Annotated in this window: 10 protein-coding genes; all 10 read right to left on the bottom strand. The window is 43.3% G+C overall.

The window, feature by feature from the left end:
* Positions 1-13: 13 nt before the first annotated feature.
* The 10 genes from FPL27_RS01075 to FPL27_RS01030 all read right to left on the bottom strand — a co-directional run bounded on the left by FPL27_RS01075 (position 14) and on the right by FPL27_RS01030 (position 12554).
* Positions 14-832 carry a class I SAM-dependent methyltransferase gene (locus FPL27_RS01075; protein WP_143959326.1) on the bottom strand — a complete coding sequence of 273 codons (819 nt, stop codon included), beginning with the start codon at positions 830-832 and terminating at the stop codon, positions 14-16.
* Positions 833-854: 22 nt separating this feature from the next.
* On the bottom strand, positions 855-2030 hold the full coding sequence (locus FPL27_RS01070; RefSeq protein ID WP_143959325.1) for a glycosyltransferase family 4 protein: 1176 nt from the start codon (positions 2028-2030) through the stop codon (positions 855-857).
* On the bottom strand, positions 2023-3144 hold the full coding sequence (locus tag FPL27_RS01065) for a glycosyltransferase family 4 protein (RefSeq protein WP_143959324.1): 1122 nt from the start codon (positions 3142-3144) through the stop codon (positions 2023-2025). The genes FPL27_RS01070 and FPL27_RS01065 overlap by 8 nt, the downstream gene beginning before the upstream one ends.
* Complete coding sequence (locus FPL27_RS01060) at positions 3141-4532, bottom strand: O-antigen ligase family protein (RefSeq protein WP_235893350.1); 1392 nt, start codon at positions 4530-4532, stop codon at positions 3141-3143. Before FPL27_RS01060 ends, FPL27_RS01065 begins: the two co-directional genes overlap by 4 nt.
* Positions 4529-5452 carry a glycosyltransferase family 2 protein gene (locus FPL27_RS01055; protein ID WP_143959323.1) on the bottom strand — a complete coding sequence of 308 codons (924 nt, stop codon included), beginning with the start codon at positions 5450-5452 and terminating at the stop codon, positions 4529-4531. Before FPL27_RS01055 ends, FPL27_RS01060 begins: the two co-directional genes overlap by 4 nt.
* A 9-nt stretch (positions 5453-5461) precedes the next feature.
* Positions 5462-6766, bottom strand: coding sequence for an oligosaccharide flippase family protein (locus tag FPL27_RS01050; RefSeq protein ID WP_143959322.1), 1305 nt, complete (start codon positions 6764-6766; stop codon positions 5462-5464).
* A 7-nt stretch (positions 6767-6773) separates the two neighbouring features.
* Positions 6774-7853, bottom strand: coding sequence for a GumC domain-containing protein (locus FPL27_RS01045; RefSeq protein ID WP_143959321.1), 1080 nt, complete (start codon positions 7851-7853; stop codon positions 6774-6776).
* Positions 7854-7856: 3 nt separating this feature from the next.
* A complete protein-coding gene (locus tag FPL27_RS01040) occupies positions 7857-10433 on the bottom strand; it encodes an SLBB domain-containing protein (protein ID WP_407936414.1) in 2577 nt (858 codons plus the stop codon).
* Between the two features lie 231 nt (positions 10434-10664).
* The gene (locus FPL27_RS01035) at positions 10665-11666 is read right to left on the bottom strand and encodes a radical SAM/SPASM domain-containing protein (protein ID WP_143959320.1); all 1002 of its coding nucleotides are present in this window, start codon (positions 11664-11666) and stop codon (positions 10665-10667) included.
* A 381-nt stretch (positions 11667-12047) separates the two neighbouring features.
* Positions 12048-12554, bottom strand: coding sequence for a fasciclin domain-containing protein (locus tag FPL27_RS01030; protein WP_143959319.1), 507 nt, complete (start codon positions 12552-12554; stop codon positions 12048-12050).
* Positions 12555-12815: the final 261 nt, after the last annotated feature.

The raw sequence follows: 12815 nt of genomic DNA, 5'->3' as shown, positions 1-12815 counted from the left end.
GGTTTATTTGAATTTAGTAGGAGGGAAGCTCTTTTTTCCAAGAATGACCTTTTTTCACGTGCACGATTGCCTCTAGCTCTTCAGCAAAAATGTTAGTTGAATTACCGATTTTTGCCAGAAAGCTATATAATGGATAGCCCTTGATTACCTGTTTGTAATTTTTATAATTATACTGATTAATCGTCACCTCAAAGTCATCGGAAAGACTAGGAAAATAATGCTTCAGTTCCTTGGCAGAATATTCTTTCCAATGATGCCCGTAGGTAACCTGATTTAGTATATCATCCACATTTGTACCGATTCCCTTGAATGAAATCATATTCTTCAGGCTTCTGATAAGGCTGGGTAAGCTTAATGAGTTGGGGGTTGAAATGTATATATCACCTCCTGATTTGACCACCTTGTGCAGTTTTTTCCAAAAGGATACAGGATTAAAAGTAATATGCTCAAGGATTTCGGTAAAAAGGATCAAATCGTATTTATCCTCGGTGCCGGATAGGGAATTCAAAGAAGGCAGATCATTTTCCACAATTTTATTGATACCAAAAGTCTCCCTGCGGTTTTCCACAAAGTCTAGTGACCAAAACTCTTTGACATCCATGCCATCCACATGGTACCCCAATTTTCTCAAGATGATGGAAGTATGTAAATAATGGCTTCCAATATCCAAAATTACAGTTTTAGCCGGGTCGTAATGTTTTACCACATAATTAGCCATCCGCCTAAAACGGTCTTTATGGAAATAAAAATATTCCAAATCTTTGGAAACAGCATTTTCCTGAACCAATCCTTCCAATTCAAGAATTACCTCATCTACCGTCTTTTTATTCATATCACTATTGGGATTTACCCATTCAACTTTTCTTCTCTTGAAGAACTTGGTAAAAATAATTTTCTATTTCTTCATTAAACCTTAGCAAACCAAAAGCTTGTTTTGCTCTTGCCTGTGATTTTACTCCCATGCCTTTTCTTAACTCTTCGTCCTCTAGTAAATTCACAATAGAATTAACCCCGCTCTGCACGTCAGAAACGGGAATAAGATGCCCCGTTTCACCTTCCAAAACCATTTCCACCGATCCTCCGGAACGTGTGGCTACAACAGGCAACCCAGCACCCATGGCCTCCAGTATAACTGTCGGAAAGGAGTCAGGCAGTATGGAAGGCAGCACAAAGATATCGCTTATGGCCAGAATTTCAGCTATATCAGATCGGAAACCTAAATCTATAACATTGTTTCCTACTTTGTTTTTCTTTATAAAGACCTGGATTTCCTCTAAAATATATTCATAGCCTGGGTAAGGGTCCCCAGCCATAAGAAAGACCACATCGGTTCTCTTCATCAAAATCTCCTTGGCCATTTCTAAGAAAAACATCTGCCCTTTCCCGGGATTGACTCTACCGACCATCGTTACTACTTTGTGGTTGGGCATAATTCCCAAGGTTTCTCTAAAAGCAGGTTTAGATACCTGCACATCCCTATAAGGAATCCCATTGTGGATAACTTTCACATTTTTTTCCACCCCATATTTTTCCCAATGTTGGGCTACTGAATGAGACACAGCCAATATATTATCCGAGCGCTGCATCTGGGCTGCGAGGAACTTGACCAGGAAAGTAGGTGAGGGGATGATCTCGTGGACATGCCAGATGTGGGATATTCCTTTCCTCCGACTAAAAAACGCACCTATCAAAACGGCCAAAGTATTCGAATAAACCAAATCCAATCTATTTTCTTTATGCAATTTAGCTAGAAAGCGGTAAGCTGAAGAAAGCTTTTGAATTCTGTTGAGTAGTCCTAAGGGGTTGAAGTATTTCCTTCTCAACACTCCCAAGTTCTGGATTTCAACTCTTACCCCTCGCTTTTGCAATTCCATTGAAAGTTGGCCACGATAGGGAAGTACCACTATAGGTATAAGTCCTAGTCTTAAAGCAGACTCCACAACAAACAACAAAATAAGCGAAGAGCCATAGAGATCAGCAGACCCGTGCAGAAATAGAGCATACTTGCCGTTTAGCGAATCCCTATTCATTTGTCAGCAATTTATGAAAGGAACTATAGAAATTCTTCCGTGAAAAATCCTCTCTTCTTTTCAGACCACATTTAATTAATTTTTCACGCAAATCAGGCTCCAGAAGCAGTTTTTCCATTTGAAGCGAAAAGTTATCCACATCCCCTATAGGGGATACCAGCGCCGCGCCACCTGCAATTTCCGTCAAAGCTTCCTGCTCAGAGATGATTACCGGCACCCCATTGTGCATAGCCTCAATTACCGGAATACCAAAGCCTTCATTGGAAGAGGGGAATACATAGGCAAAAGCATTTTGGTAAAGCGCCTTCACTTGTTCATCTGGCAAAAATCCTGGCATGATTACCTTTCCCTGTAAGCCCAATTCCTCTATTGTCCTTACCACCTGTGGATAATCATCCAGCGCAGAACTCAATCCTCTTTCCCCTACAAGTACTAATTTCTTTGCTCCAGGATGGTTTTGATCAAACTTGGCAAAAGCCTTTATCAAAACCGGTAAATGCTTTCTTTTGTCAAAACTGCCGATATGGATAAAATAACCTTTCGGTGATAGCTCTAGCGAATTGATTACGGAATCATCAGCCATTTCCGGCAAAAGTCTCGGGCATTGGTACACTACTTCAATTGAATGCCCAATATCTGTAGCCTCCAAAATGGACCTCCTGGAATATTCACTTGTGGTGACCACGGTTGTATTGTCCTTTAGTCCCCATGAAATTGCTTTCAGAAAGTATTTCCGCCAATGGGAATTATAATTTTGGGGCATTTGCCAAAAAAAGGCATCATGGATTACCACAACGCTAGGCTTGTTATTTATAGCTGGCGCCACAAAATCAAAGCAGATCAATTGATCTGCTTTATGGGTAGTCAGTCTCAAGGGTAAAACCACTTGTTTGTACCAAAAGTAATAAAGGTGATAGAGTAACTTCCTCCAATAGGGAACATCTCCCCGAAAAAAGTGCTTGTTGGCCTGTTGATTGGGATCGTGTGAAAAAATATATTTAACATCATTTTGAGAATGCTCTTTTACGGCCTCACAAAACTCCAACATATAGGTTTTTATCCCTGTTAAGGCCGTATTAAGGTAGAACAAATCAACGTAAACCCGCTTTTTCATGAAAGTGCAAGTTTTGGATAAGCGATTTTCTGATAGGCCATCACACTATGGCCGACCATCCACCAACTGGTCCACGCAACATAGGCGTACACTTCTGCATTGGCGGTAAATAAGGGAAGCAGCATTCCGACTTTGACGGCTGCGGCCACGAAACCTACCCGGGCCACCATCACATTTTCACTTTGCCTGAAGACCCGCAGGGAAACTTTTACTGCATAGTAAAGCATTAAAATGTAAAGGATCATGCCCAGCCAACCCAATTGCACACCGTAGATCAGGAATTGATTCTCACCGCCAATACGAAACTCCTCGTCCACAGCACCCACATTTCCACTCATCCCCAATCCGATTCCCAGTGGATTTGACACCATGGAATCCAGCGCTAGGACCCATTCGATGACGTGACCTACGCTGGAGGTACTTTGGAAAGTCAGGGTGTCCACCACAAAATAATAGAAATCTTCTGAGGCGAAGAAAAGCACGTAGACGACAAATAACATCAACCCCGCTGCTCCGGTAAGGATTAATTTATATAGCCTAAAAACCAGAGCTATAAAGAAAATCATGACGAAAAAGGCCAAGAAGGCTGCTCTTGAAGCAGCAAACAACAAACTCGCAAAGGAAGTGGCCATCACCACTGTGGGCAACATCCAATCTCTTCTGTCAGAAGTGAGGAAAAATATCAAACCAGCCGAAAAGCCTAGTAAAATCGAGCTGGCCAATTCCAGTGGATCAGAGAAAAAGGAGGCCAGCCGTTTGGTAACCGCAGAGGTTTCAAATGTCCATGTAAGTCCAAAATGCCCAGAAGCTTCAATATCCTGTAAATCTAAATTGTATCTAGCATACCCCGTCAAGGACTGTAAATGGGTGTCAATTAGCGATTCAAATACATTCACCAAAAAAGCAGCGATTGCAATGGAGAAGATGATGGTAAAAAACTTTTGATAATCTACTTGAGAAAAATTGCTGTTACGGCCGATGAAATACACCATCGCCGGAATAAGCAGGTTTTTGTAGTAAAGTGCACGATTCAAAAATGTGGCCTCACCGATGGGGAGAAGGAGGAATAAGAAGGCAAGGGCAATAAAGGCCAAAAACAACTTATCCACAACATGAAGCCGCCAAGGATAATCATTCAGGTTATTCTGATAGGCCACAAACCCCATCAAACCCAGCAGGACGATAAATTCTTTTTGGTATTGGAAAAAATTGACAGCAATGGGTGATCCCGTCACCTGATAGGTCAAGGTGAGGATGGTGGTGTAGAAAGGCAGAAAAAGCATCAAAAAGAAAATCGAATACTCGTATCTTCCTTTGAAGATCATCTGCTTCAGTGTAAACTGCATCAACACAGCCCAAGCAATCAATATGATTAATAACGCAATCAAGGCTTGAGGGGAGTGGGGCTGGTTGGGTCCAATCTATAACCGTCCAAAAGACCTCTCCATACGGCTTTAAGTTTCTTCTTGCGGTTTCTCAGTAAGAAATACCCCATGTAGCCCAGCATTTTGGCAGTCTGAAAGGGAAAGGCCGAAAAGCGACTAAACAGATCCTTATGTTGACGCATGAGAAAAAACTGGTTGCGAACATTTAGATAATGGGCTGATGGGGAGAGGAAGCCTTCTTTTTGTTTGATCTTGGATTTTGTGGACCCACTGGCAATGTGGTAAATTTTACTGTCCAATACCACGGCTAGCTCGTATCCAGCCTTTTTGATGCGAAAGGAATAATCCACATCTTCAAAGTATGCAAAATAGGAGGGAGTAAGTGGACCAACCTTGTGCAAAACTTCCTTGCGGATCATCAATGCACAACCGGTGAGCCATTTAGTGGTAAATATTCCAGAGTGATTTTCTAATGTGGAAGAGGAGATAGTGGATGCAAACGTGGTCAGAAAATCCCCGCCTGCCTTCCATATTTTTTCCCGCTCGGGATGGTTGTATATCAATGGCTGCACGGCTCCTAAATTTGGGTTGACCTCCATAGCTTCCACAAGTTTTGCCAAAAAATCGGCCTCTAAATAAACGTCATTGTTGAGAAGCAAAACGTACTCATAATCCTTTTCAAGGGCATAATTTAGGCCTACATTGTTGCCCCCCGTAAATCCTAAGTTATCCACATTTTGAAAAAAAACTAGCTCAGGATATTCATTTCGCAGCTTTTCACCCGAACCATCATGCGACCCATTGTCCACCAACAGGATCTCCACATTGGAATAACTTTGCTTAATCAATTGGTCAATACACTGCTTGCTATACGTGTAGGTGTTCCAATTGACAATAATTATGGCGACTTTTCCTTTGTTCATTTCTAGTCCTTAGAATGGGATTAAGGAATAATAAAATCTTCTCACTAACGGCCGACTGGTGATGTTCAATAAAACAAGGTTAACTACAAAACTCACTAGCTCTGTACTCAACAATGCAATACATAACCCGATTGGGCCAAATTGCTGAGTCAAGACCACCGAGACAACTAACATGTAAACACAGACAATCCAGCTTCCTTTAAAAAACAGTTTCTTTTGATCAGTTATCAACATGAATAAAACATTGACAATGTTGAAACATGCCAGCAAGGGTACAAATGCCAATAATTGCAAATAAGAAACAGCTTCTGGTAAATTGCTTTTAGAAAGCAAAGTAATGATGTAAGGGGATGCAATTGAAAATCCGAACGCCAATATTAAACCGCCAAGGATAGCTAATCCATATATTTTTCTGACAAAAACTACCACTTCTTCCGCCCCTTGTTGCATGAGCCTGGAAGCATTGGGATAAATGGCCTGTATGACGAGAGCAGGAAAAATCCTCAACACCATCGTCACTCTTTCGGCCAAACTGAAATTTCCTAATATTTCCGCCGTCGCATAGAAAGACAAAATAATTAGTCCTCCATTCACGGCAATGTGGGAGATGAAACTAGAAAGGAAAAGTAGAATATTGTTGCTGAGGGATTGATATATCTGACGAAAATCGGGTTTGAAAAACCTGATTTTCATTTCATAATGGATATAAAGCAGCAAAAGAAGATTGATGGAGAATGCGGAAAAGCCTAAAAGGAAGTTGACCCATTTGGCCTGATCGGGATTGTGGATAAACAGCACAATGCCCATCAGGTAAAGGAGTTTGCTGAAGACATTGGAGATGGAAATCAGTTTCATCTTTTCCATTCCCTGAAAAAACCACAAGGGTAGGGTAGCCTCCGAAAAAAGCAACATGATCGAAAAAGCCAAGATTACCTGGTATTCACTGAAGAGCCCAAACCCAAATATGCTGATCAACAACACGGTTGCCGCAAGAATGGCTAAGAAGACTTTGCTGAAGATGATGTTGCTGACAGAGTGGGAGAGTGCCAGCTTGTTCTTTTGGTTGATGGCCACTTCCCGGGGTCCGCTGAGGTTGTATCCGAATCCCACCCAGATATTGGCAAGTATGATAACCGAAAGGGCAAGGTTGACCAAGCCAAACTGGTCCACTCCAATAGAAGTGATCAACAGCGGCATGGAAATGAGGGAAATCAGAACATTGGAGGACTGGATGACAGCCAAAAAAATGAAGTTCTGAAAGGATTTGTGCCTTATCCAGTGAACAAAAGGCAGGGAACTTAGTTTTTCTATCATTTGGCCCTTAAGCTGCCTGCCTTATATTAGTCCTATAAAGCGTAGATAGGTATATATAGAAAATCCCGATAAGCAACATGATCATCCCGCCAAAGACAATCCCTTTCGAAAGTTTGATCTTGTCTTCCTCCAGTGGAAAACGTGGAGAATCTATTATCTGTATCAGTGGGGAGTTGTTACGATGATTGACTTTTGCGATCTCGAGGTTTTTGACAATCTCACCATACACCGTTGTAGAAGCCTGCACATCCACCTGCCGCTTTTTAGATTCCACCATGGCCCGCTGCACAAGTGGGTTAGGGTTGGGAACATTATCAGTAGCCGAGGCAAAATCGCTGATACTCCTATCAAGAATATTCCTTACCGAATCCGCTTGGGATTGCAATATTGCTAGGTTTTCTGCAGTTTTCTTGGTTTTGGTCTCATGGTAGAAGTTATTCACATTATCTACCAGCTGCTCATTGAAGTACTTGGCAAATACCTGATCCTTGGAATTGATTGTCACGTTGATAATACTGAGCTTCCTGTCCGGCTTTTGCACCGATAGGTTATCTCTACGAATATCCTTCATGATTTCCTTTACAACACTGTCCTGTTTCACCGTAAATTGATCTCTAGGAAGGCTGAAGTTCATTGTGGATAAGTCCACTTTTCTCCTCCACTTTTTCTCTAATTTATTGAACGTAATATATCTATCAATCAGTCTAGTAGTACTGTCTCCCGCCATAGGGCTAAGCAGGGTTTTGCTGAGCATGTTGTCAGAACGGTAAAGCTCCATGATGTTATCTCCTGAAAACAGCCCGTTTCCTCCACCCAGAGAACCCAGGTTAATGCCTACTAGGGAAGCTATCCCCGACATACCCCCGCCCATCCCCGACATATCCGACTCTTCCAATACAAAGGAAGTTTCAGCGGTATATACCGGTTTTTTCAAAAATGATGCAGCTGCTCCCAGCAGCATGCCCACTAGCAGAAAAATGGCCAGCAACTTCCATTTAGATCGGAAGGTCTTTCCCCAGCCGCGCATTCTTAGCACCAATTCGCGAAAGGTGATTTTGTCGTCTTTTATATGTTGGTACTCTGCCATCGGTTATTCTCCTCCTCCATAATTGATTTGGCTTAGCAACAAAGCCAATGTCGCCAAACCTGTTGTAACACTGATAATCTCACCTGGTCGGAAAGGAATTCTTGGCCCCTTAGTCGGCACAATTACCTCCGCTCCCGGCTCCACACTAGGGTAGAACCTCAAACCCAGAAAGCTCTTGGTTCTGGCTACCTCGCCATTAGCATATACAACGTAAGTCCTTCTTCTTTTTGCCCTGTTGTCAAATCCGCCCGCCCTGTTGATGAAGTAACTCATCGAGCGGTTGTCCTCATATTTGACCGTAGTAGGGTAGATCACATCACCCCTCAACCTCACGGTCTGAAGACGCTTAGGAATGCTGATGATATCTCCTTCTTCCAAAATCAAGTCATGCCTGGAACCAGGGTTGTCCAATATTTTTCCAAGATCTATCGCAATAGCTTCCGTCTCCCGTATTTTCAGTGGGGCGATCTCTGCTTTTCGCTCTGTGATACCACTCAATACATCTACTTTAGACTTTACTACCAGATCTTCTTCCAGCTCCGTAGTAAATTCCTGATAATTTTTGATATCCTCACCGATGCGGGCCAATAATCTTTTTTGGGACTCGGTAAGATCATCGCTTTCCTGAGAAACTCTAGCTAATAGGTTCTCGTAATTCTTCTGCTTTCTAATTCTTTCAGACTCGGTTTCATAAAATTCAGTCCTTCTGATTAAGGTTGCTCCTTTTGGGTAGGCAAATTCAGTCAAACCCCCCGCCCTGCGGATAACATCCGAAATCTTTTCCTCGGCATTCTTCACCGCAAACTCCCCCGGAGCGGCTACCTGACCTTCAATTTTGATTACCTTCTCCAACACAAAGTTAGGCTTTCTCCTGATGATCACATGGTCAAACGGCTGCAGCACTACGGGTGTGCCCGAAGGACTTAGATCACGATTAACGCTGGTAGCGATGATGTCCGAAATATCACGTGCATTATCCTGAGCGGCACGACGGGCAATTTCTACATCCGACAAGGATGCTGCCTCTTTTACTCCCCCTGCAAAGACAAGCAAATCCTCCACTGTCATATTCTTCGAGAAAGGAAAAATCCCTGGATTTCTAACCTCCCCGGTAATCTTAACATAAAATTCCTCGGTCAGGTCATAAATGGACGCCACTCTCACAATGTCCTCACGCTGTAGGGCCAGGTCATTTTGACCGGCCATCACCTCTGAAAGGTTCACCTGAATCACCTCTGTGGATAAGTCCTCATGTGTTCTCATCACCGTTGCCCTTTCCAAAAATGCCTCTCCGCGTAATCCTTCTGCTCTTTTGATCAAATCGGAAAGGTTCATCCCATCCGTGATCGCATAGTTTCCTTCCCGGAATACCGCCCCTTTGATCTGCACCCTGTTGGTAAATCTGTCCAACAGTTGTCCTGCATAATATCTGTCACCACCCTTAACGGTAAACATTTCAAATTGATCTCTGTAGATATCTGATACTGTTTTCTCCTTAGGGGTATTCCGCACCACACTAACTCTGTCTGTGAATGCATCATCGGTAAATCCACCTGCATAACGCATGACAGATTTAAGATCTTCACCTTCTTTGATTTCAAAAATCCCAGGTCTCTTTACTTCACCTGCCACTTGAACCCGGGCTTCGAAGGGTTCGACCATGATTACGTCTTGATCCTGGAGCTGCACATTAAGGTCGGCAGTTCCTTCCATCAAAAACTTATAAATATCTATTTTGGCAATTTGTCGGTTGTTTCTGATCAGCTTCACATTTCTCATGGAGCCCCTATCATTGGGGCCTCCAGCCGCATACATGGCATTAAAAACGGAACTGAAAGCACTCAGAGTAAAGGTACCTGGCAATCGCAGTTCCCCGACCATGTGGACTTTAATGGTTCGCACATCTCCGAGAGATACTTGCACGAAAGTGGCTGGATTGCTTCCTCCCATACTTGGATAGTATGTTTGCAGTCTCCCTTTGATCCTTCTGGTTGCTTCCTCAATTGAAAGCCCTGAGACACTAACAGGACCCACGTTATCCAACATCAGATTTCCTTCAGGAGTCACATTGGCTTCGTAATTTTGCTCTGACTCGCCATAGATATCAATGAACAACTTGTCACCAGGACCCAAAATATAGTTCTTTGGCGTTGCCAAATTCAGGTTTGGCTCAAATGTCAAATTCCTTTCAGGATTGTAAAAAAGGTCCATTCCAAAAATGGGTAGATCGGCTTGGCTTTTCACCACTTCTCCCTCTTGATTTAAGAACCCCTGGGAAATTTTTTCCAGGTCCACCTGCTTGCGAGGCTCCCTTTTGGCAGTTCTAGTAGTGGTACGGGCAGGGCCATCTCCAAGCAGGTCAAGTTGCTCCATTCGCAGGCGGAGTTTTTCCACCTCTGGTTTTGGAAGCCCTCGGGATTCGGCCATCTGAAGAAGTTCCTGATCAGAGAGTCCGGCGGCCTTTCCTTTAGCCACAAGTTCCTTCACCTCATTGTCAGATAGGTCATCCACCCGGATGGTGGCAATATCAGGCATAGCCTGCCCCATAGACTGCGGGATTTGGATAATCAAGCTGGCCATTACTGCCAGTAAAAAGATAAGACGTATTTTCACTTTATGATTTGAACAGATGTTTGACGAAGTAAAATTTAAAGCTTGCTCGGCATTTGGTACAGCTTCGCCACCTCAATCCCAACAAGGCATTGAGCCGCGAAATCCCTGCTTTGGACAGGGCATGCCAAAAATCACCGTAAAGATAATTATTCCATTCTATTGGGAGAGGTTCTTTGGGATTTATTCCACATTTGCAGGCTATTCCGTGCAGTTTTGACATATGTTGATCTGGCTTCTGTCCTGCAAAAGCTGCTTTCTAAACGTATTGTATAGGGGTTTATTCCAAATAGCGACCATTTTTTCCGTTTTCAGGCTGCCCATCACGTACTTGGCATCCTTATCAAAACAACATGGAACAATCCTGCCATCCCAAGTCATCACTGCCCCCTGCCACATTCGCCAGCATTTGTTCTGAAGGCTCTTCTTAAGTTTCCAGGTCCCATCGGGGTTGGGTAAATAACGTGAATATTTAAGGTTATTTACCGGAATGAGCGGGGAGCCATTTTGATAATCGTAGATCTGGGTGGTTTTGAGTTGTAGTTCGTCCACCTTTAGCTCTTCCGCCAATTTCTTGATCTCTGGAATCTGATGTTCATTCACCCCGGTTACCAAAAATTGCAGGATGACCTGAGGAAATTTATTTCCAGTTTCATTTCGGTAAGCGATGAGGTTTTGGATGCCCTCGGTGACTTTGGTAAGCTTGCCACCAATCCTGTAATTCTGATAAATTTCCTGGGTGGTGCCGTCCATGGACACAATCAATTGTTTCAAACCTGACTCTACAGTCTTCTGAATATTTTCTGGTGTTAAATAATGCGCATTCGTTGAGGTAGCGGTGAAGATTTTCCTACTGTCGGCATATTTTACAAGTTCGAGAAACTCAGGATGGAGGTAGGGTTCCCCTTGAAAATATAGATGCAGGTAGGAGAGGTGTCCTTTCATTTGGTCGATTGCCGTTTTGAAAAGCTTTTCCTCCAGCATTCCCTTAGGCCTCGAAAAGCTTCGTAATCCACTAGGGCACTCTGGGCAGCGGAGATTGCAGGAAGTGGTCGGTTCGATTGAAAGACTTGTAGGTAATCCCAGGATTTTGGGTTTACCCATTCTCCTGGATAATTGGAACGAAATAGCAAGCAACAGGTAATTGTAGACCTTACTCCAGGTGAGGTAATTTAAAAATGCACGGGCTAGGTGTAGGTTCATGGAGTAAATGTACAAAGTACTATGTACCAAGTACTAAGTTCATGGCACATTTCACCGTTTTTTTCAGGTTTTTCAGCACTATTGTACTTCTGCTTACTTCACTATTATTTATTCAGCGTTCATCATTCATCATTTAAGAACAAGAATCAATATAATTCCTACTTCCATATGCCATTACTGTTCAACCCTTTCAGGGTACCAAAACTTGAGACGGAACTTACAATCCCCGGGTTGCACCCGGGGCTACTAATGGTTGAATCCCTTCAGGATTCCAAATCTGGTCCATACTTGTCCATTCCTCCGCGAAACTCATTTTTAAACTCTGCGAAACCCTGCCTTTGCCGGCCAGGCAGGTCCGGCTCCCTTTGTTCTCTTCGTACTTCACTCTTCCTCCACCGGCGGTATCAAAATCTGATCTATCCCATGAATAACCCCATTGCTTGCTTCCACATTTGGGGTGAGGATGGTGGCGGATTCGTTGATGGTGATATTGGTACCGTTGGCCTGGAATGTTAGCGATTTGTCTGGGAGAAGGGTCTCCATAGCGGCATTGGGTACTTGGGAGGATAATAACTCCCCACTCATAATATGATACAGCAGCAGGTCACGGGTTCCTGGCCGGGCAAGAAACATTTCCAAGTCCTCGCCATGTGCGTTGAGGTAATTGTTGAAAGCATCATTAGTTGGGGCAAAAAGAGTGAAAGGGCCATCTGACATCAGGTCATCAGCCAATTCTGCAGCCACCAACGCTTCTTCCAGAAGGCTGAAATTATCATTTTCTTGAAGGATTTGTATAATAGTCCGGTCTTCCAGCACCTCATCAATATCCTGATGACAGGACATCATACCTATGATTGCAAGGCACATTAATAAAACAATTGGTTTCATGGTCGGTTAAATTGGTTCATTTAATATGTATTATGAAAGGTAGGGAAATATTAGGGGTCCTTTGTGCCCATTTATCTCCGCGAAGTAGCCTTAGTGCTACTTCTTTTAACCCTGTCTGCCGCCAGGCAGGTTTGTGCGACTTAGCGACCCATTTCCCTCCGCGAAGAAGCCTTAATTAAACCCCCACTTCCAGCCAAGTGTTTGGACTTTTTAACGCCCGAGCAAAAGGTTGTTTGTCAGAAAACCCTATTTTTGCACGCA

This window comes from Litoribacter populi (assembly GCF_007483685.1).
In the GTDB taxonomy this organism is placed as follows: Bacteria; Bacteroidota; Bacteroidia; order Cytophagales; family Cyclobacteriaceae; genus Litoribacter; species Litoribacter populi.
The sequence above is the reverse complement of the archived record's forward strand: the minus strand, read 5'-3'. Positions and strand labels throughout refer to the sequence as shown.